The sequence below is a fragment of the Nocardia sp. NPDC127526 genome (assembly GCF_042672265.1).
Classification (GTDB): domain Bacteria; phylum Actinomycetota; class Actinomycetes; order Mycobacteriales; family Mycobacteriaceae; genus Nocardia.
Genome location: NZ_JBHXVO010000026.1, coordinates 41,668 through 61,509, shown reverse-complemented (window position 1 = coordinate 61,509; position 19,842 = coordinate 41,668). Strand labels below are relative to the sequence as shown.

The window sequence follows — 19,842 nt, the reverse complement described above, 5'->3', positions numbered from 1 at the left end:
ATCGACAGAAGGGAGCATCCGTGCCGAACAGCGACCCCACCCTCGGCGTCGGCGACCTCGTCGCGCGCCGGCACCGGGAGGGCAGCCTGCCGGGCCGGCGCACCGACGGCCATCGACTGGCCCTGGTCATCGAGGGCGGTTCCGCGCGCGGCGCCTACTCCCACGGCATGGCCATGGGCCTCGAAGAACTCGGCGTGCTCACCTGTTTCGACGCCGTCTACGGAGCCTCGGCCGGTGCGCTCAATGGCGCCTGGCTGCTGTGCGGCCGGGCGGTGACCGCGCGCCGCGCCTGGAATCCCGAGGTCATCAATCGCGTCATCTCCCCCGCGCGCGCCCTGCGCGGCGGCATCGTGGTCGACACCCGCTATCTGGTGCACACCGTCTACGAGCGCATCGTGCCCATGGATTTCCCCGCCATCCTGGCCAATCCGATCACCTTCCACCCCATGGCCACCGATGCCGACACCGGCGCGGCGGTGGATCTGCATCCCGGGCTCACCGATGTCCCCGCGGTCCAGGCCGCGCTGCGCGCCACCACCTGCCTGCCCATCCTGGCCGGGCGGCCGGTGCGCATCGGCGGCCGCCGCTATGTCGATGCCGGACTCTCCGAATCCGTGCCCATCCGAACGGCATTCGCGCAGGGCGCCACCCGGGTGCTGGTGCTGCGCACCCGCCGGGCGGATGAAACCTCGCGCCCGCCTTCGGGATTGGAGAGCCGCGTGGTCGCCCGGTTCCTGACCCGGCACGCGCCCGGCACCGTCGAGACCTGGCTGTCGCGCTCGGATCACTATCAGCGCGACGAGCGGGAATTCGCGACCGATCCGGCGGTGTTGCAGATCCGCCCGCCGCACGGCGCACCCGATATCGGGCGCGTGGCTCGCGATCACGGCGTGCTGAGCCAGGCCCTGGAACTCGGCCGCGCCGCCACCGCCCGCGCCTTGGCCCCCTTCCTGACCCCTATGCTTTCCGCGTGAGCAGTGGCGTGGGGACCAGGACACCGGGGCGGCCGGCCTCGGCCAGTCCGGAGGAGGTGCTGAAGGCCGCCACCGCGGTATTCGTCGACGGCCAGCGCATCGACGTGAACGCCATCGCCACCCAGCTCGGCGTCAGCCGCGCCAGTATCTACCGCTGGTTCGGCTCGCGCGACGGGCTGGTCGGGGCGGTGCTGAGCCGCCAGCTCGAACGCATGGTCGCGCACACCGACCGCCGCTGCCGCAGCACCGGCGAGAAGCGCCTGGAAGAGGTGCTCAACACCACCGTGCAGTGGCTGGTCGACCACGATTCGCTGCGCACGTATTTCGACAATGAGTCCACCGCCGCGCTGCGCATGATCACCCGCAGCAACGGCCCGGTACACCAGGCGGCGGTGGCCATGGTCGAGCGGCTCATCGAAAGCGCCGAGGCGCAGGGCTATCGGCCGCCGATCGAACGCGGCACCCTCGCCTACGCGCTGGTGCGGCTGTGGGAGGCGTTCCTCTACAACGACGCCGTGGCCGGATTCCGCGGCGATGTCGAGCGGCTGCGCCAGGTCCAGACCGCGCTGCTGCGGGCCTGAGCGGATTCCGCTCGAAACACGGTCCGTCTCGGAAAGCACCTCGGGTCGAAATAGCCGATCCATAGCTATGCTCCGGTGCAGCCATCCGACGAATGGAGAGCGACGTGCGGAAACCTCAGGTGACGCGGCGCGCGATGCTGGGCATGAGCGCGGCGGTCGTGACCGGCCTCGCCGTGGCCGCCTGCGGCTCGGACGAAGAACCGAGTTCGTCCGGCGGCAAGTCCGATGATCCGAAAGCCATTGCCGCCGACGCCTATTCGTTCGGATACCCGCTGGTGCTCATGGACGCCACCCATGCGGCGCTGGGCACCACCAACCAGTTCGTGAACTCCACGACCCTGCCCACCCCGGCCGATCGGCTGGTGGTGCGGATGAACCTGGACACGCTCTACTCGCAGGCCTGGCTGGACCTGCGCGAGGGGCCGCTCGTATTGCAGGTGCCCGATATGGCCGACCGGTACTGGCTGCTGCAGATCCTGGATGCCTGGAGCAATACCCGGCAGAACCCGAGCAGCTTGCATCCGCGGACGGCGTCCGGGGTTCAGGCCCCGCCCTATACCTATCTGGTGGCCGGGCCCGGTTGGTCGGGTCCGGTGCCGGACGGGATGACCCGGCTGGATGTGCCGACCAATACCGCGTGGGCGATCTGCCGTATTCAGGTCAACGGCCGCGATGACGCACCGCGGGTGCACGAGCTACAGGATCGTCTGAAGCTGGTGCCGTTGCGCGCCTGGCTGCGCGGCGAGACCGATTCTCCCGGCCGCCCGCTGGTCCCGGATCCGGGTCGGACGCCGCCGCCCGCCGTGGTCGCCGCCATGGACGGGCCCGCCTTCTTCGATCGCATGTGCGCGCTCATGGCCGCCGATCCGGCCGCGCCCGCGGATGCTCCCGCGCTGCAACGCTTCGCCACGATCGGCATCAAGCCCGGGGCGACGACCGAGGGGATCTCCGCGGAGGTGCTGAACGACGGTGCCGCGCACGCGAAATCAGAGATTCCGAAGTACGACGACCCCAGGACCAAGAAGGAGAACGGCTGGACCTTCTCCACCGATCTGGGCGCCTACGGCACCAACTACGCGCTGCGCGCCCGGACCGCCATGCAGGGGCTGGGCGCGAATCTGGCGCAGGATGCGGTGTACCCCAGCATTTTCGGCAAGGCCGACGACAATGGCCAGAAAGTCCGGTATCGCCTGCACTTCCCGGCCGGGCAGCTGCCGCCGGTGGACGCCTTCTGGTCACTGACCGCCTATGACGCGAACAGCTATCTGGTGCCGAATGCGGCGGGCATCTACGCCATCGGCCACGAGGTGCCGATCGTGGTCAATTCCGATGGCACCGTCGATATCGCGGTGCAGAACGACGATCCGGGTATCGCTGTGCCCCAGGGCAATTGGCTGCCGATCCCGGAATCCGGGAATTTCTCGCTCACCATGCGGCTGTACGGGCCGAAGCAGGAGGTGCTCGACGGCGGCTGGAAACCGCCGGCGCTCACCCCCGCTCGCTGAACAGCGTCGCCTCAGGCGAGACCCCAAGCCTTCAACAGGTAAGTGACATTGGCGGCGAGAGCGGTCACCGAGTTCGCCAGGTCGAGCGCGGCGGAACCGAGGTTGATGATCGGCATAGCGTTCTACTTTCGATTCGGAGGCACGAGCGCCCTCCACCGTAGTTACGCGCGCTAACGACCTGCACCGTGAATCGACTCACCCTCGCCGAAGTCTATGGCCGGGCCCACAACTCGGCTCAGCGGATGCCGGGCGTCGCCGGATCGGAACCGAAGCAGCCGACCACGTAACAGCCGGGCGGCCAGTCCGAGACGGGCGGGGCGAGCGGCTTGTCGAGGCAGGTCAGCAGGCCGCAACCGGGATAGGCCATGGGCCCCAGCCCGAGGGCGGCGAAGGTGGCGTCCGGATTCGAGATCTGTGGATCGGCGAGGCTGATATCGGGCTTCTGCTGGTAGGGGCCAGGATCGGCGAGCGTGGGCGCGCGGAAGGCGGCCTCCAGGGCGCGCAGCACCTCGTGCGGGAAGCTGACCGCGCTGCCGGGGACGGTGATGCCGGTCCAGCTGACCATGAGGCCCAGGCTCGGGACGATGATGTTGTCCTGGCGCATCATGCCGGACATCTGGATGGCGTCGGCGGGCAGACCCGGAAAGCCCGAGGCGCAGTCGGGGCCGTTGACCACGAACAGGAAGCCGTAGCAGTCATTGGCGGCGGTGGCGGTCGTGGTGGCCTCGGCCAGATAGTCCGCCGAGATCACCCGGGTGCCGTTCCAATCGCCGTGGTTCATGACGAGCAGGCCCAGCTTGGCGAAGTCGTCGGGCGGGAGCACGAGATGGGCGTAGCCGTAGGTGTTCCCGCTGCGGTCCCGGGCCCAGTAGTAGTCGGTCTCCGGAATTCCCAAGGGCTCGAAGAGGTTTCGCTGTGCGAAGACTTGAAAGTCTTCTCCGACCGCCTGTTGCACCACATAGGCGAGCAGATCCACGGCACGCTGGCTGTACTGCCAGGTGGTGCCCTGCTCGTAGGCGATCGGCATGGCGACGGCCTGGGCCACCACATTCGGATCCAGTTGGATCAGACCGGTGACGCCCTCCGAGGCGACCGCGACCTGCATGCCCGAGGTCTCGGTGAGCAGGCTGCGCACGGTGATGGCGCGATGCGCCGCATCGCCCAGGCCCGCGGGCAGATAGCGGTCGATGGGATCGTCGACGCGCAACCGGCCCTGATCCACCGCGATGCCGGCCACCATGGCCACCACGCTCTTGGTGCTGCTCCACATGTTCCACGGCATACCGCCGGCGCGGTCATTGGTCGGCCCCTCGGCGACCAGGCAGTTGTTGCGGAACACCGAGAAGGTGAAGCGGGTGCGGTCGGCGGCGAATTCGGTCGCCTTGCGCAGGGCCGCCGAATCCAGGCCCACCTCTTCGGGTGTCGCCCGCTGCGGCTCCCGCCCGCTGCTGACCTCGCACCATTTCAGCCCATCGGGTGCGGCCTGCGCCGCGGGCATGACGACCAGCATCATTGCCGCCGCGAGCGCCGCCACCGATAGGCCCGCCAACCACCGAAACACCCAGTCCTCCTCTGCCGCACTTCCGTTCGACTCATCGGCAGTCTCGGGCACTCGTTATCGATTCGTAGCCCCCGAATTACAGGGGCGAAAGTTTCCGGGGCGGGTCCGTGACCTCGGTTTCAGCCGGAATATGAGTACATTATTTTCTGAATACAGAATCTGATGTACTGTCAGCTTCGTGGATACGCTGCTGCACATCGACGCGCTCAGCCGGTTCGGTCATGCGCTCTCGGACTCGACCCGGACCCGCATCCTGCTGCAGCTGCGCACGGGTCCGAGTTATCCGTCCGACCTGGCCGAGCGCATCGGCGTCTCCCGGCAGATCCTCTCCAATCACCTTGCCTGCCTGCGTGGCTGCGGACTGGTGGTGGCGGTGCCGGAGGGCCGGCGCAGCCGCTATGAACTGGCCGATCCGAAGATCGGCCACGCCCTGGAGGATCTGCTCGGCCTGGTGCTGGCCGTGGATCCGAACTGCTGCCCCGACGCCGATTCGGACGGGTGCTGCCGATGAGCGCACCTTTGGGCATGCCGTCCCTTGCCGCCGGACCCTCGCCGCAGCGGCGCGCGGTATTGGCCCGGCGCATCCGGCTGCTGGTCGCCGCGACGATCACCTACAACCTCGTCGAAGCGGTGATCGCGCTCGCCGAGGGAACCCGCGTATCCTCCACCGCCCTCATCGGTTTCGGTCTGGACTCGGTGATCGAGGTGTCCTCGGCGGCCGCGGTGGCCTGGCAGTTCTCCGCGCGCGATCCGCAGCGGCGCGAGCGAATCGCCTTGCGCATCATCGCGTTCTCGTTCTTCGCGCTCGCGCTGTACGTGAGCGTCGATGCCGTGCGGTCGCTGCTCGGCCTCGGCGAAGCGCGGCACTCCCCCATCGGAATCGTTTTGGCCGCGGTGAGTCTGGCCGTCATGCCGGCGCTGTCGTGGGCGCAGCGCCGGGCCGGGCGGGAATTCGGATCCGCCTCGGCGGTCGCCGATTCCAAGCAGACGCTGCTGTGCACCTATCTGTCGGCGGTCCTGCTGGCGGGCCTGCTGCTGAACAGCCTGTTCGGATGGTCGTGGGCCGATCCTCTCGCCGGCCTCGTCATCGCCGCCATCGCGGTCAAGGAGGGCGGGAACGCCTGGCGCGGCGACACCTGCTGCGCCATGCCTCCGCCCGGTGCCGTCGCGGCCACGGACGACTGCGCCTGCTGCGACTGATCGGCCCGCTGGTGACTTGCCGGGTGGGTGGGCGGCATGGCTAGGGTGGGTGCGAGGGATTCGCTCTAGGAACCGCTGGAGGCACCGTGCACGTGATTCGCCGACTCCTGTTCGTCCTGCTCGCGCTGGCCGGATGCGTCGCGCTGACGCTGCCCGCGGCACAGGCCACGCCGACGGTGAATCTCGACGATGCCACCGCCCGCAAGCTCGACGAGGCGCTGGCGGCCCGTGCAGGAGCGGGCGGCGTGAGCAAGGGGGAACTCGCCGAGGTGGTCTCCCGGCAGTTCCTGGGCACGCCGTATGTCGCCAATATGCTCGTCGGCTCGGCGAATCAGCCGGAGCAACTGGTCATCGATTTCCGGGGGCTGGACTGCTTCACGTATCTGGATTACGTGGCGGCGCTGAGCAAATCGAGTGATCGCGCGCAGTTCGTGCAGAACGTGGTCCAGCAGCGGTATGTCGACGGGCAGATCGATTTCGCGCACCGCAAGCATTTCTTCACCGACTGGGCGCAGACCTCCCCGGTCAATGCCAAGGACATCACGGCCGCGCTGAGCCCGAACGCGGTGACGGTGGACAAGGCGCTCAATGCGAAGGGCGACGGGAGCGCCTACCTGCCGGGCCTGCCGGTCGTGCAGCGCGGGATCACCTACATCCCGAGCCGGTACGTCGATCAGAACCTGGTCGGCCAACTCCGCAATGGTGACTTCATCGGCGCGTACACCGACCTGCCCGGCCTCGACGTCACCCACACCGGATTGTTCGCCATGACCGCCTCCGGCCCGGTGTTCCGCAATGCCTCCTCGCTGGCCGCCAACAACAAGGTCGTGGACTCCCCGTTCTTCGACTACGTGAATTCGGTGCCGGGCATCGTCGTGCTCCGCGCCGAGTGATATCGGACCGAGCGTCAGTTGCCGGGCAGCGGGATATCGGCCTTGAAACGCGGGCCGGGTGCGAGGCCGCGGAGGACGGCGCTGGTCCACGCCACCGCGGGCGGCCAGCCTGCGACGGCGTTCACCACGTGTTCGGGTAGCGGCATGGTGTAGAAGCGCAGGTCCGCGCCTCGGTTCCAGTAGTCGTTGACCGTGGGCAGGACGGCGGAGGTGGGGATCAACTCGTCCCAGATTCCGTGCCACCAGAAGATGGGCGTATCCGGGATGTGCTTGCCCAGGCTGTTGTCCCGCAGGACCTGCATGACCGCCGGCGAGGCCTCCAGGGATTTACCCGGCTGGAAATAAGCGCTGATCGGGCGGTACATGCCGGTGGGGGCGATGGTGAGGACGCAGCGGCTGCGGAAATCGTCGAGGATGGCCTGGCCTTCCTCGGTCAGCAATTCCTCGGCATTGAAGGCGTCCGGATATTCCCGGGACAGGGCGGCGAAGCCGAGCCACATGGTGAAATTGCTGATTCCGGTGAGGCCGGGCTGCTGCTGGATCGCATAGCGGGCCTGTTCCACCAGATTGGCGGGCATGCCGCCGACCGCGGTGCCGAGGAGTTGGACGTCGGGCGCGTAGGTTTGGCGGAGTTCGGCGGCGCGAATGGATCCGGAGCCGCCGCCGGAGTAGCCGTAGAGGGCGATGCCGGAATTGGTCAGGCCCAGGGTGGGTTCGTTTTTCATGGCGCGGAGGCTGTCCAGCACCATTTTGCCTTCGTCGAAGGTGTTGAAAGTGTTGAACTTTCCGTCGAAGTCGGGGACGTTGATGGCGAAGCCCTGCGCCAGCCAGTATTGCGCCAGCAGGCTTTCCTTCATGGTGCCGACCTGCAGGGTGTAGGACGGGTTGCAGGAGGAGTCGGTGGAGTCGATGGCCTCTTGGAAGGAGACCACGGGGCGCGGACTGCCGATCCACGGAATGCCCGGGGTGATCACCGAGGTCGCGGTGGCAATGGGGTTTCCGTGCACGTCCTCGCTGCGGTACAGCAGCTGTTTGGTGTCGACCGGGAACGGAATGCCGAGCAGCCGGGTCTGCACCGAGCGGGTGCGGATGATCTGGCCGGGCGCATACGATTCCAGGTCCGCCGGATCGTCGTACCACGGATCCTCGTCGGGGACCGGAATCGGCAGTGCGTCATAGAGCTGGGGCTCGGACGGCAGCTGCGGCAATTGATTCTGGTCCGGCGGGAAGACCGGCAGCGGATCCGCGGCGGCGAGGCCACCGCCCGCCATTGTCACGCACAGTGCGGTCACGGGAGCCGCAACCCATCGGCAAAGCCCCGACGCTTTCACCATCTGTCTCCATTTCGGCGAGGGCGTCGCCATTGACGCCCATACGAATCGGATATCAGTACACCGCGTGGCGTGCGTCACCCGTATCCGGAATTCGACAGACTTTCGGCACCACGTTTGGTCGAGTGCATAAATCCCGCCGCGATTCCGCCGCCCGATCAGCGCGCGTCGACGGTGGCGAACCCGGCCCAGACCAGCGGCGAGTGCGCGATGTCGCCGTTTTCCCGCCAGATCGACAATTGGGTGCGCTGCCAGTCGTTCAGGGCCGCCACCGGATCCGGGGATTCGTGGGCGGCATCGATCGCGCACACCGCCTCCTGCAGCGGGCGGCTGTCCGGGGCCGCACCGCCGAAGCGCTGAAAGGCCAGATCGGTGGGCAACGGCCAGCGACCCGCGGTCACGAGCTCCGCACCGCCGGTGAGCATGGCGGCCACCAGGCCCAGCGGTTCGCCGAAGCGCAGATCGCCGCCGCTCTCGCAGGCGATGAGCGCGACCCGGCTCGGAATCGGCCAGAGCGCCGGGCCGCTGCGGGGATCGTCGGACAGCGTGTGTGTGCCCAGCAGCAGATCACGCGCGGACAGCGGGCGGTGGTCGCGCTGCACGGGCGCGAACCCGACGCTGTCGGCCGTGCACGTCAAATGCAGTGTGGCCGACTCGCTCCGGCCGGACGCCGGGGCCGCCGCCGTCACATGGCCGACGTAAAGCAACCGAGATGCCCCCGCCCGCAATGCTTCCCCGAGCCAAGCCCGATCCACATCGGTGCGCCGGAAGGCTGCGACCGGATCGTCCACCCGCGGCGTCAACCGCTCCGCACCGGCGTACTCGGCCACCCGCACGGCCAAAGGCGCGGCCGAGTCCATCCGGCCGAGCACCGATCCGAGCGCGGAATCCGCGCGAAACCCCGGAATGCGCGGGTCGAGCACGGCGACCACCGGCGACTCCCGGGTCCGCTCCCAGGACCGGCCGATCCGCGCGGGCGCGTGCACGATCCCCGTCGGCGCGAGCAGGCTCACATCGGCGATATCCACCAGCCGCAGTCCAGGATCCGGAGCGATCAGCTCCCACGGAATCTGCGCCACCCGCGGTGACGGCTGAATACGCACGTGCGGCCGCACACCCCGGACATAGAGCTCATGCAGCTGCTCGGCCAGCTTGTACGGCAGGAACGCCGCCGAAAGCGCCTGGGCCAGTTCATGTTCCGCCTTGTAGGAAGCCAATTCGCCAGTACTGAGCGCGGCTTCGAGCCCGCCGGGTACTCCGGGCGCGGGCAGCGCGGCCCCGAAACGCCGCACCACCTCCCCGGCCTGCGCCTCGGGAACAACGCCCACACCCGCTGCGGCACTGTCATCCACCCAGCGCCAAGTGACGTACAGATCCCCGGCATCCGCCATCCGCACCAGCGCGGTGGGCTGTTCAGCAGTCATCGTCGAACCTCCCGAGTGAGCGCATGGTCTACGGTTCTCCGCGCCATTCCGGTGCGGGTTCTCGTCATTGCGGTGCGTCCTCTCGTCCTTGCGGTGCGTCCTCTCGTCCTTGCGGCGCGTCCTCTCGTCCTTGCGGCGCGTCCTCTCGTCCTTGCGGCGCGTCCTCTCATTTCTGCGCGTCCTCCAGTCATTCCGGCGCGCTTTTGGCCGGAATCCACCGCGCCGTTGGAGATCCCGGCCAAAAGCATGCCGGGATGACGAGGCGGCATGTCGGGACGACGAGCGACCACGCGGGGACGACGGACGACCACGCGGGGACGACGAACGACCACGCGGGGACGACGAACGACCACGCGGGGACGACGAACGACCACGCGGGGACGACGAACGACCACGCGGGGACGACGAGAGAGGCTGCCGTCTGCGCTGATCATGCTGGGATCACTCGGTTGTCGCGCAGTGGGCGGCCGTAGCGTTGTTCAGCGGTGGTGATCCAGTCGCCGAGGGCGATGTGATCGCCGGGGGTGATGGCGAGGCGGGGTGGGAGGGTGACCGGCAGGCCCGCGCTGGCGGCGACGGCGGCCAGGGCGGTGCCGAGTTGCAGGGCTGCCGGGACAGGGGTTTGGGGCGCTTCGGGTGGGGTGGGTGGATCCAGGGTGTCGAACGGGAGGCTGGGGGCGGTGCCGGTCAGGCGGTCGAGGTCCAGAGTGGTTCCCGCGCAGATTGTTTCGATGAGGTCGGCGAGCAGGCGGGCGTCGGCGGCCAGGTGGGCGTAGCGGAAGGCCAGGCGCAGGGCCGGGTCGGCCATGCGGCGGTTCCAGTTCTCGCGTTGGGCGCCGTCGGGGAGTTCGTAGCGGACGGCGTCGAGGGCGAGGGCCGCGGGGACGGCGAGGTCGATGGCTCGGGGCAGGAGGGCGGGGGTGTTGTGGAGGAGGGGTTCGAGGAGGCCGGCGTGCCAGAAGTCGAGTTGGGCGCAGTGCAAGCCGAGGCCGCGGGCGGCGTAGGTGCGGCGGGCGGCGGCCAGTTCGGCTTCGCCGGTGGAGTGGTCGCCGACGGTGCAGGCCACGGTGGCCAGGCGGACGCGGACGTCGGCGGCGTCGATTTCCGCGCCGGATTGCTCGAAACGTTCCAGGGCCTGGCGGTATCGGGTGGTCGCGGTGCGGGCATCCTGCCGGTGTTCGGCGATGAAACCCATGACTTTCCAGCCGATTCCGGCGCGGTAGGCCAAGCCGGCCGCCTCGAAGTGGTCCTGGGAGGCGATCAGCGGTGGTTCGGCTTCGTCGAAACGGCCGCTGCGGGTGTGCATCAGGGCGAGGTTCTGGCGGGTTTCGGCAATGCCGTCGAGATCGCCGGCGGCTTCGAAGGCGTCGAGAGCCTGGCCCGCGAAGTCCTCGGCGAGATCCCAGCGGCCGGTCTCGAAATGCGCGGCGGCCAGGTTCATCAGGGGATGACCGGCTTGTTCGGGCGCGAACAGGGTTGCCGCGTCCAGGGATTCGTGCGCCAATTCGATGGCGCGCGCCCATTGGCGCCGGTGCAGCGCGATCGCCGTCGCCGAGACGCCGCAGGCGAAGCGCAGATCGCCGGGGGCGTCGTCGGCCGCCAGCACGGTCCGGGCCTGTTCCAGGACCTCTTGGGCCGCGTCCAGGTCACCGAGGTGTTGCAGGGCCTGCGAGAGGCCGATCAAGGCCCCCGGTCGCACACGCGGTGCGTGGGAGGGCATCTGCGCCAAGGCTTCCCGGAATCTCGCCACGGCCCCGGCGTGATCGCCGGAGTGGTCGGTCACCACCGCGGCATTGACCAGGGCGGCCACCCGCACGTCCCCGGTCGCCGTGCGGGCCGCGTCCTCGAAGATGCGCAGTGCTTCGCCGAGCTCACCGCGCGCCATGGCGTCGGCCCCGGCCCGCATCAGATCCCAGCCGGGCTCGCTCGTCGTGTCCGTCACCTCAGAAATCCGAATCCTCCGCGGCCGCCGCGATTTCGGCGAGCAAGGGCGCGTCCGGAGCCTCGGCAGCGGTCGCGGTACCGGCCGCACGGCGCAGGCGCGCGGCGGCGAATTCCCGGACCCGGCGGCGTAGTTCGGTCGCGGCCGGGTCCGGATCGGCGGGAACGCCGAAACCGGGCAGGTGGATGTCCACGTGCACGGCGGTCGCGGACGGCACCACGGCCTCCCCGGTCCACGCGCCACCGGCGAGCTCCAATCCGGTCTGCTCCTCGCCCCCACTGGTTTCGATGCGCGCCCACGGCCGCAGGTACGCCGGAACGGTGGCGGGCGCTCCGGGGGCGGCGACGGCGCTAACGGCGACCGTGGTGACTCCCGCATCGCGAATCACCCGCCAGGACACGGCCCGTTCGGAGGCGTCGAGCAGCCGCGGCGGGCAGCGCCGCCAGTCCCAGCCGCCGCTGCCCCGGGCTAGCACCAGGGCCCCCGGATGGGCTTCATCACCGGCGGCGAGCGCGTAATCGGCGGCGCGCGGGAAGGATTCGACCAGCGCGGTCACGGTCGGCACGATGGCGTCGGCGCCGTCGACCAGGTATTCGCACTCGGTGGTGAGCGCGGCGACGTCCTGGTCGAGCAGGACCGGATCGAGGGCCGGTATCCCGTCCAGCGTGGAGGCGGGCCACCATTGGGATGCCCAGTGCGCGTACGCGAGTCGCCGGGCGCTCGCCGCCAGGGCGGGCAGGGCGGGCGCGGCCGGCAGCTCGGTCATGCGGCCCTCGTCCAGGGCGAGGGCGACGGGTTCGCCGTAGATGGCCCACACCCATTCCTGGGCCTGGTCCGGGTCGTGGATGACGGCGGCCGGAATCGGCTGCCCGGCGAGCACATTCCAGGTGAGATGCCCGCCCGCCACTTCGAGGACCATCACGTCCACGTCGGCCGTGGCGTCGAGCGCGGTGGGCGCACCCGGCGGTGCGATGACCCGCAGGCCATCGGCGAACTGCTGAATCAGCACAGTCGAATTCGTCATCCTGCCCTCGATTCCATCGGATCGAGTTCTGTTGTCCCCGGATCGCCCGCCATGGCCGGAGCCGTTGCGGCCAATGCCTTCTTCACCCGCTGGCGGTGGTCGAGAATGACCGATCGGGCCACGCCGTCGAGCACATCCCACAGTTCATCCGGTGTGAACACCGGCAGGTCGCGCACATCCCGGCCGTGCAGGCGCGGCCATAGTCGCCGCAGGTAGGGCCGCCACGGCACGCGCAGCTCGGCGGCGATGGCGGCCAGCGGTCCCGCGGTCTCGGGCGCGGTTTCGCGCACGGTCATCCGGCGGGCCTGCAGCACATAGGCTTCCCGCTGCCACCGGCCGTTGACAATGCGCGCGGCCGCCGAACTCGACGTCGAGCCGTCGGCCGGTCGCAATTGCACCGCGAGCGCGACCCCGGCGGCGGCCGTCACCCGCAGCGATTCGTCCAGCAGCGCCCACGGTGCGCAGGCGCGGGCGATCTCGGCGGTCACCAGCTCCGGAATCGGTGGCAGCTCGGCGCGTTCGCTGGAGGCCTGGAGCACGGTGAACACCCGCTCGTGAATGGTGCGGTCGAACGGCGGGCTCAGGCTCGCCTTCGACGCCGAGGCGCCGACCGCGGGCGGCTGCGGCCGCGGATGCCGGGTGAGGCCGAGCCGCTGCGCATTGTCGGTCTGCCACAGCCCGATTCCGATATGGGTGCCGGCCAGGGCGGTCACCAGGTCGTCGAGCCCCGTATCGCCGACCGGTTCGCCGAGGCGTCCCGCCGCGCAGGCGTCCAGCAGATCGGCCAGTGCGGCACTGTGATCCGGGGTGTCGGTGAGGGGACGCCGCCGCCAGGCGGTGCCGATGAGCGCGGTCAGTTCGCGCGTGCGCTGCGGATCGGCCAGGTATTCCTTGAGGGCCTGCGTGGTGCGGCCCGCGGTCAGATCGTGGATCTCGCGCAGTGCGGCCTCGGCGGCGGCCCGATCCCGCATGAGATCCGGCATTCCGGACACGGTGGCGAGTTCGAAACAGCGCTGGAAGTACAGATCCTGGGCATTGCCCTCGGTGATCCGCAGGGCGCGCCGCGTCTGCTTGAGCAGCGTGAACCAGGCGGCGGTCGCGCGCAGTACATCGGCGGCGGCGTGAATCCGGGCCGCCAGCAGCGTCGCCCCGTCCGCGCTCAGGATGGATCCGGCGCACAGGGGATGCTGCACCGGCCGGATCACCAGCGGATCCAGGATCAACTTCACCGTGCGCCGCAGTGGCCCGCCGTGTGGTCCGCTCAGCGCGTCCACACCGTCGAGGCGGCGCCAGACCTCATCCAGCACCATCGCCCGCGGTCGTCGCATTCGCCCAGGTTAGCGGAGTTTCCGAGTGCCGCGCGCGGCGAAAGTTGGGATCGGTAGGACGATCACCGATTCCTACCGTTCTGGCATCGGCTCCACCGGGAAGCCGAACGGACCAGAACGAGGAACCATCATGAACACCACGTCGATTCGCCTGACCGCCACCTTCGCCGCCGCTTCCGCCGTCGCCCTGCTGGTGACGGGCTGCGGTGACAATTCCGGCAGCTCGCCCGCCTCCACCGCCGCGACCTCGGCCCCGGCACCGGGCAGCACCGGCCCCGGCACCGCCGAGCCGGCCGGCAAGTCGTCCGCCACCGTGGACGGCAAGGCGCTCACCGCCAAGTTCGAGACCACCTGCGTGGAGCAGGCCGGAACGCTGGCACTGGCCTTGACGGACACCGCCAATGCCACCTACGGCGAGCTCGCCGTGAGCGCGACCGTGTCCGGCGACACCGTGCAGGCGGTCGGCATCGCCGGCAGCAAGGGCGGCGAGAACGGCCTGCCGTACGCGCTGGGCTTCGGCAACGGCATGCCGGGCGGTTCGGCCAAGGTCGTCAAGTCCGGCACCACCTACACCGTCACCGGTGAGGGCGTGGGCACGCCCGACCTCACCAATCCGCTGGCCGGGGCGAAGAACTCGACCTTCGAGATCACCTTCGCCTGCAGCGGCATCATCGGCGGCTGATCCCGCCCCCGCCCGCTCATGCCGCACGGCATGAGCGGGATCCACCCTCTTCCACCACATCGGCTCTCCCGCCATCGATTTCGAGGACATCATGAAAACCCGCATTCGCGCCGCCGCTCTCGCCTTTCTCGCCTGCTCCTTCGGCTACTACTTCGTGCACATCCTGCTCTCCGACGACATGTTCGCCTGGGCGGGCTGGCAGATGGCGCTGCCGATCATCGCGATCACCTTGGTGCCCTTCGCTTTCGCCTTCACCGGCGATAGCATTCTGTCGGCCCTGACCGGCGCCAACAGCTCCGAGTTCCGGAATGGCCTGATCGGTATCGGCACGGTCGAATCCTTCCGGCACACGGGCGTCACGCTCAATGATCAACCGCAGGTGCGCATCGAATTCCGGGTCGAGGGCGCCGACGGCAAGACCTTCGGCTCGCACGCCAAGATGATCGTCCCGCTCACCGAGCTGGCCCTGCTGCGCCCCGGCGTGGTGCTGCCCGTGCGCTACCTGCCCGGCCGCACCGATCGCGTCGAGGTCGACCTGTCCGGTGACGCCTCGGCGGCGCAGCAGGCCATGAACGCGGCCATGATCCGCAAGGGTTTCACCACCCCCGCCAAGCTCGAGATCGCCGAGCGCGGCATTCCCGCCCAGGCCGTGGTCCGCTCCCTGTCGGTTCCCGGCGAGATCCGCGACGGCCACACCCGCCTGGACCTGATCCTGCTGGTCACCCGCCCCGACGGCAGCACCTTCGAAACCCACACCGAGAAGTTCCTCCCGCCCGCCGGGGTCTCCCAGGTTCAGATCGGGCGGGTGGTGCAGGTCCGCTACCTGCCGGAGAACGAGCAGGAGGTGGTGCTCGTCCTGGCCGCCAACGCGACTACCCAGTGAGCCGCCAGCCCTGTGCGCGTTCGCGTTCACGCCAGAAGTCTTGGTAGCGGCCGGGTTCGGCGAGCAGGGCGTCATGGGTTCCGTGCTGGGTGATGCGGCCGTCGTCGAGGACGAGGATCTGGTCGGCGGCGGCGACGGTGTGCAGGCGGTGGGCCACGACCAGCACGGTGCGGTGGCGGGCGAGGGCGCGGAGGGCATCGGCCACGGCGGCTTCGTTCTCCGGGTCGAGGGCGGCGGTGGCCTCGTCGAGCAGGACGATGGGCGCCTGTTTGACGAGAGCGCGCGCGATCGAGACGCGTTGGCGCTCACCGCCGGAGAGGGCGACGCCCGCCTCGCCGACGCGGGTGTTCCAGCCGTCGGGGAGACGATCGATGATCTCGTCGACGCGGGCCAGGCGGGCGGCCTCGTGGATTTCGGCGGCGGTGGCGTCGGGGCGGCCGAGGCGGATATTGGCTTCGATGGTGTCGTCGAAGAGGTAGACGTCCTGGAAGACCATGGCCAGCTGGGCCATCAGGGCCTCGGAGGTGAGGTCGCGGACGTCGACGCCGCCGATGCGCACGGTGCCGGAATTCGTATCCCAGAAACGTGCCGCCAAGCGCAGGAGGGTGGTCTTGCCCGCACCGGAGGGGCCGACTACGGCGGTGAGGGTACCGGGGCGGGCGTCGAAGGTGATATCGCGCAGGATCGGTCGATCCCCGTAACCGAAGGCGACGTTCTCGAAGGTCACGGCGCCGGGCGAAACAGGCTGGGCCACCTGGCCTTCGGGCAGCGGCGGCACCGCGAGCACCTCGTCGATGCGGTCGATGTCCTCGGAAGCCATGCGCAGGGCGGCGGAGTGGTCGACGAGTTCGATGAGGGGGCCGGCGAAGCGGGTGATCAGCACCAGCAGGGCGATCAGTGCGGCGGCGTCGAGCGAACCGCCCAGGGCCAGGGCCACTCCCAGGGCGACGAGGGCGAGGAAGGCCGCTTGGACGGCGACGGAGAAGGACAGCAGGGCCGAGACCGCATTGCGATTCATCGCGCCATAAGCGCGGCGCTGGCCGGTCAGGGCGTCGTCGAGCAGGCGGTTGCCGTCCTCGCCGCGGCCGAAGGCGCGCAGGACCGGCTGGCATTGCGCGAATTCCACCACGCGACCCGCGGATTCGACCGCCGCATCGTCGATGGCGCCGAAGCTGCGGGCGATGGCCTCCTGCGCCCAGGTATGGGTTGCCAGGAGCACCAGGCCGGCGATGAGCAGGCCCGCGCCGAGGCGCCAGTCGAAGACGAACATGCCCGCGGCCACCACGGCGGGGGTCACGGCGCCGCTGATCACCGGCTGCATGAGGTGGGCGGGCACGGCGACGATATTCATCGAACCCTGTGCGACGGAGGTGGTGAGGCGGCCGGTGCGGTCGGCGCCGAACCAGCCGAGGGGCAAGCGCGCCAGGTGATCCCCGATGCGGTGATGGATGCCGATCAACAGGTCGTTGGCTATGCGCTGGCCGTGGGTGGCCTGGACGTAGTAGACGACCGCGGCGGCGGCCACCGTCACCGCGAGAGCGATGAGCCACGATGTGGCGGCGTCACGATCACCGGTCAGCAAGGGGCGCAGGACCGGAACCACCAGCAGGACGCAGAGTCCCTGCAGCACCGAGAAGGCGACGATGAGGGCGATCCAGCGGATGTACCGGATCCGGTCGCCGCCGTCGATCATTCGAAACAGCTTGCCGATCACAGTGTTTCCTTCCGGGCCGTTTCCTTCCGAGCCGCGGACTGGGCGGCCCACATTCGGGCGTATTCGCCATCGGCGGCGAGCAATTCGTCGTGACGGCCGGTCTCGGCCACCCGGCCCTGGGCGAGCACCACGATGCGATCCGCGCCGCGAATGGTGTGCAGGCGGTGCGCGATCACCAGCAAGGTGCGGCCGGATACCAGCCGGGACAGCGCATCCTGCACCGCCGCTTCGGATTCCGGGTCGGCGAAGGCGGTCGCCTCGTCGAGCACCAGGACGGGGGTGTCGGCCAGCAGGGCGCGGGCGATCGACAGGCGCTGGGCCTCGCCGCCGGAGAACCGCGCCTCGGTGCCGGCAATGCTGTCGTAGCCGCGGGGCAGCGCCATGATGCGATCGTGGATCTGCGCGGCGCGCGCCGCGGCTTCGATCTCGGCCATCCCGGCGTCGGGTCGCCCGAGGGCGATATTGTCGCGAATGCTGGTGCGCAGCAGGGCGGTGTCCTGGAAGACGAACCCGATGCGGCGGTAGAGCTCGCGGCCCGGGATCTCGCGGATATCCGCCCCGCCGATGCGCACCGCGCCGGCGTCGACATCCCAGAAGCGCGGAAGCAGTTGCGCGAGTGTCGATTTACCCGACCCCGAGGGGCCCACCAGAGCCGTGACCGTGCCCGGTTCCAAGGTGAGGTCGATGCCGTCGAGCACGGTCGTGCGCCCGTCGTAGGAGAACCGCACCCCGTCGAACTCGACTCGCGCATCGAGTGGGGCCCGTATTCCGTTCCCGCCCTTCGGGTCTCCATCGGCGCGCGGCAGCTCCGGCGTCGCGAGCAGTTCGCCTATCCGGCGGGCCGCATCGGTCGCGACCTGCAGTGCCATCGCGCCGAATCCGAGCGCGAGCACCGGGCCGCCCAGTCCGACCGCCAGCATGACGAAGGCGATGAGTTCCACCGGATCGACCCTCAGCCACACCCCGCCGCCCAGGGCCACCAGCAGCAGCACCGGCGGCGCGATGAGCACCGAGGAGACGGCTTCCAGCCGTTGCATGGGCCCGGCCCAGGCGCTGAGGAACCGGGCGAGGTCGTCGCCGGCGCGGCGATAGCGATCCTGCGCCTGTCCGGCCCGGCCGAAGGCCTTCACCACCGCGATGCCGTCGACGTACTCGACCACCGCGGCATTGACCTTGTCCAGCGCGGCGGTCCAGCGCCGCATCTGGACTTCCTCGTCGCGCATCATGAACGCGTTGATGACAAACCACACCGCCAGGGGCGCAAGGCATATCAGGGCCGGCCGCCAGTCGAGCACGAACAGATACGCCAGGGCCACGACCGGGAAGATCACCGCGGCCACCAGATCGTTGAGCGCGTGGGCCACCACGTGATGCACCGCGGCCACGTCGTCCGACAGTGCCCGCTTCACCCGCCCGGAGCTGCGCTCGGTGAACCAGCCCAGCGGGACCCGGCCCAGCCGGACGGCCATCTCGCGCCGAATCCGCAGGCCGACATCGGCATCCGCGATATGGCCGAGAGTGTAGGCCGCGCCCGAGCACGCGGTCCGCAGTGCGAATCCGGCCACCGCGACCACCACCCACAGCCACACCGCACCGCGATCGACCGTTGTGCCGGTGAGGAATTCGCGCGCGATCTCGACCACGGCGAGATAGGGAGCCAAACCGGCGAGCGCCGCGACCGCTTGCAATCCCGCCGCGACGGCCAGCCTGCCGCGCACCGGGGCGAGCACGACGCTCAACCCGGGGCTCTTGAGCGGCGGCGATTCCTCGACGACCGGGACCTGATCCATAACCGCTGTACTCATGAGCTCCCCGCAGGCGTATTAGATCACTGTTCTAATTTCGAGGCTACAGCGGAACTCACGGCACTGGCAAGGGTGTTGTTCAGCCCTGCCGATACCGCGCGAAGGTGCGCGGGGATCAGCTCAGCGCTGGGCGGAACCTGCGGTTTTCAATGCGTGCAGCCGGGCCTCGAGCCCATCGAGCACACGGTCGAGGGCATAGCGGCAGTACTCCCGGCGCGCGGCCGCCGCGGCGTCACCGGTGAAGCGTGCGGCCAGTTCCCGCATGCGCTCGGCTCCGGGCCCGGCTTGCGGATGGGTTTCGATGGTGCGCTGCAGGCCGGTCAGCCCGGACTCGCCGCTGCCGGCCGGTTGATCGCCCAGCGCGATCAATCCGAGGCAGGTATTGAAGGCGACCGAGTACGCCTCCGCGGCCTCGTCTCCCCAGCCGGCTTCGATCATGCGGGTGACCCCGGCCTCCATGACCGGCACCAGGCCCTCGGTCTGCGGGCCGTTGCGCAGCAGCCAGGCCGCGACTCCCGGATAGCGCGCCAAATGGTCGATCATCGGCGACAGCACGCCGGAAATCTGTCCCCGCCAATCGGTTTCCTCGATCGGCAGCGCCATGTCGGCGTAGATCTTGTCGACCACCGCCGCGCACACCCGCCCGCGATCTCCGACGTGGTGGTAGATGACCGACAGGGAGGTGTCCAGTCGTCCGGTGAGATCGCGCATGCTCCACCCGTCGATGCCGCGCTCCGCGGTCAGCGCCACGGCGGCATCGACGATCACATCGCGCGACAAGCCGGTGCGGTAGGCGCGCCTGGGAGCTTTGGACATTCCGCTGACCTCATCTGTCGCCGAGGAATTGGAACACCTATCCAACACTAACCCGATCCCGCACTCGCCTGCGGCACCGGCGATCTCGGTGTATACCTGGGCGTGGGGGCCGGGCGGCTCGACGGTGATTCGGGCCGGAGCGAAATCCGCTGACCGGGCGCGGGACAACGAGGGAATCC

Annotated in this window: 17 protein-coding genes; 8 read left to right on the top strand and 9 right to left on the bottom strand. The window is 69.4% G+C overall.

Annotation, left to right across the window (positions count from 1 at the left end; all coding sequences use genetic code 11):
- Positions 1–20: 20 nt before the first annotated feature.
- From ACFVIV_RS30655 to ACFVIV_RS30645, 3 genes are all read left to right on the top strand, one after another.
- Positions 21–974 carry a patatin family protein gene (locus tag ACFVIV_RS30655; protein ID WP_379202297.1) on the top strand — a complete coding sequence of 318 codons (954 nt, stop codon included), beginning with the start codon at positions 21–23 and terminating at the stop codon, positions 972–974.
- Entirely contained in the window at positions 971–1,555 is a 585-nt protein-coding gene (locus ACFVIV_RS30650) for a QsdR family transcriptional regulator (RefSeq protein ID WP_379202296.1), read from the top strand. The genes ACFVIV_RS30655 and ACFVIV_RS30650 overlap by 4 nt, the downstream gene beginning before the upstream one ends.
- 104 nt (positions 1,556–1,659) lie before the next feature.
- The gene (locus tag ACFVIV_RS30645; RefSeq protein WP_379202294.1) at positions 1,660–3,060 is read left to right on the top strand and encodes a DUF1254 domain-containing protein; all 1,401 of its coding nucleotides are present in this window, start codon (positions 1,660–1,662) and stop codon (positions 3,058–3,060) included.
- A 235-nt stretch (positions 3,061–3,295) separates the two neighbouring features.
- Here ACFVIV_RS30645 and ACFVIV_RS30640 read toward each other — a convergent pair whose 3' ends face one another.
- On the bottom strand, positions 3,296–4,621 hold the full coding sequence (locus ACFVIV_RS30640) for a serine hydrolase domain-containing protein (protein ID WP_379202292.1): 1,326 nt from the start codon (positions 4,619–4,621) through the stop codon (positions 3,296–3,298).
- Between the two features lie 178 nt (positions 4,622–4,799).
- Between ACFVIV_RS30640 and ACFVIV_RS30635 the strand changes: the two genes are divergently transcribed.
- From ACFVIV_RS30635 to ACFVIV_RS30625, 3 genes are all read left to right on the top strand, one after another.
- Positions 4,800–5,132, top strand: coding sequence for an ArsR/SmtB family transcription factor (locus ACFVIV_RS30635; RefSeq protein ID WP_379202291.1), 333 nt, complete (start codon positions 4,800–4,802; stop codon positions 5,130–5,132).
- On the top strand, positions 5,129–5,821 hold the full coding sequence (locus tag ACFVIV_RS30630; protein ID WP_379202289.1) for a cation transporter: 693 nt from the start codon (positions 5,129–5,131) through the stop codon (positions 5,819–5,821). The genes ACFVIV_RS30635 and ACFVIV_RS30630 overlap by 4 nt, the downstream gene beginning before the upstream one ends.
- 86 nt (positions 5,822–5,907) lie before the next feature.
- Complete coding sequence (locus ACFVIV_RS30625; RefSeq protein WP_379202287.1) at positions 5,908–6,714, top strand: DUF1460 domain-containing protein; 807 nt, start codon at positions 5,908–5,910, stop codon at positions 6,712–6,714.
- A 14-nt stretch (positions 6,715–6,728) separates the two neighbouring features.
- Here the strand turns inward: ACFVIV_RS30625 and ACFVIV_RS30620 are convergent, their stop codons facing one another.
- The 5 genes from ACFVIV_RS30620 to ACFVIV_RS30600 all read right to left on the bottom strand — a co-directional run bounded on the left by ACFVIV_RS30620 (position 6,729) and on the right by ACFVIV_RS30600 (position 13,745).
- Positions 6,729–7,985 (bottom strand): lipase family protein, encoded by a 1,257-nt coding sequence (locus tag ACFVIV_RS30620; protein ID WP_379202285.1) that lies wholly within the window; start codon positions 7,983–7,985, stop codon positions 6,729–6,731.
- A 218-nt stretch (positions 7,986–8,203) separates the two neighbouring features.
- Positions 8,204–9,469, bottom strand: a complete 1,266-nt coding sequence (locus ACFVIV_RS30615) for a CHAT domain-containing protein (RefSeq protein WP_379202283.1) — start codon at positions 9,467–9,469, stop codon at positions 8,204–8,206.
- A gap of 430 nt (positions 9,470–9,899) precedes the next feature.
- Positions 9,900–11,411, bottom strand: a complete 1,512-nt coding sequence (locus ACFVIV_RS30610; RefSeq protein ID WP_379202281.1) for a tetratricopeptide repeat protein — start codon at positions 11,409–11,411, stop codon at positions 9,900–9,902.
- Position 11,412: 1 nt separating this feature from the next.
- Positions 11,413–12,435, bottom strand: coding sequence for a hypothetical protein (locus ACFVIV_RS30605; RefSeq protein WP_379202279.1), 1,023 nt, complete (start codon positions 12,433–12,435; stop codon positions 11,413–11,415).
- Positions 12,432–13,745 carry a hypothetical protein gene (locus tag ACFVIV_RS30600; protein ID WP_379202365.1) on the bottom strand — a complete coding sequence of 438 codons (1,314 nt, stop codon included), beginning with the start codon at positions 13,743–13,745 and terminating at the stop codon, positions 12,432–12,434. Before ACFVIV_RS30600 ends, ACFVIV_RS30605 begins: the two co-directional genes overlap by 4 nt.
- A gap of 148 nt (positions 13,746–13,893) precedes the next feature.
- On the opposite strand from ACFVIV_RS30600, the gene ACFVIV_RS30595 reads away from it, so the two are divergent.
- Both ACFVIV_RS30595 and ACFVIV_RS30590 read left to right on the top strand, forming a co-directional pair.
- Positions 13,894–14,445, top strand: coding sequence for a lipoprotein LpqH (locus tag ACFVIV_RS30595; RefSeq protein ID WP_379202277.1), 552 nt, complete (start codon positions 13,894–13,896; stop codon positions 14,443–14,445).
- A gap of 91 nt (positions 14,446–14,536) precedes the next feature.
- A complete protein-coding gene (locus ACFVIV_RS30590; protein WP_379202275.1) occupies positions 14,537–15,328 on the top strand; it encodes a hypothetical protein in 792 nt (263 codons plus the stop codon).
- On the opposite strand, the gene ACFVIV_RS30585 is transcribed toward ACFVIV_RS30590, so the two are convergent.
- The 3 genes from ACFVIV_RS30585 to ACFVIV_RS30575 all read right to left on the bottom strand — a co-directional run bounded on the left by ACFVIV_RS30585 (position 15,318) and on the right by ACFVIV_RS30575 (position 19,663).
- Entirely contained in the window at positions 15,318–17,042 is a 1,725-nt protein-coding gene (locus ACFVIV_RS30585; protein WP_379202274.1) for an ABC transporter ATP-binding protein, read from the bottom strand. The two genes, ACFVIV_RS30590 and ACFVIV_RS30585, sit on opposite strands and share 11 nt — an antisense overlap.
- A complete protein-coding gene (locus ACFVIV_RS30580; protein WP_379202272.1) occupies positions 17,039–18,847 on the bottom strand; it encodes an ABC transporter ATP-binding protein in 1,809 nt (602 codons plus the stop codon). The genes ACFVIV_RS30585 and ACFVIV_RS30580 overlap by 4 nt, the downstream gene beginning before the upstream one ends.
- A 120-nt stretch (positions 18,848–18,967) precedes the next feature.
- Positions 18,968–19,663, bottom strand: a complete 696-nt coding sequence (locus ACFVIV_RS30575; protein WP_379202270.1) for a TetR/AcrR family transcriptional regulator — start codon at positions 19,661–19,663, stop codon at positions 18,968–18,970.
- Positions 19,664–19,842 lie beyond the last annotated feature (179 nt).

Excerpts from the sequence above, each read along its gene's own strand:
- ACFVIV_RS30630 (WP_379202289.1), top strand. The coding sequence starts at position 5,129 with ATGAGCGCACCTTTGGGCATGCCGTCCCTTGCCGCCGGACCCTCGCCG.
- ACFVIV_RS30620 (WP_379202285.1), bottom strand. The coding sequence starts at position 7,985 with ATGGCGGGCGGTGGCCTCGCCGCCGCGGATCCGCTGCCGGTCTTCCCG.
- ACFVIV_RS30615 (WP_379202283.1), bottom strand. The coding sequence starts at position 9,469 with ATGACTGCTGAACAGCCCACCGCGCTGGTGCGGATGGCGGATGCCGGG.
- ACFVIV_RS30605 (WP_379202279.1), bottom strand. The coding sequence starts at position 12,435 with ATGACGAATTCGACTGTGCTGATTCAGCAGTTCGCCGATGGCCTGCGG.
- ACFVIV_RS30600 (WP_379202365.1), bottom strand. The coding sequence starts at position 13,745 with ATGGTGCTGGATGAGGTCTGGCGCCGCCTCGACGGTGTGGACGCGCTG.
- ACFVIV_RS30595 (WP_379202277.1), top strand. The coding sequence starts at position 13,894 with ATGAACACCACGTCGATTCGCCTGACCGCCACCTTCGCCGCCGCTTCC.
- ACFVIV_RS30590 (WP_379202275.1), top strand. The coding sequence starts at position 14,537 with ATGAAAACCCGCATTCGCGCCGCCGCTCTCGCCTTTCTCGCCTGCTCC.
- ACFVIV_RS30580 (WP_379202272.1), bottom strand. The coding sequence starts at position 18,847 with ATGAGTACAGCGGTTATGGATCAGGTCCCGGTCGTCGAGGAATCGCCG.
- ACFVIV_RS30575 (WP_379202270.1), bottom strand. The coding sequence starts at position 19,663 with ATGTCCAAAGCTCCCAGGCGCGCCTACCGCACCGGCTTGTCGCGCGAT.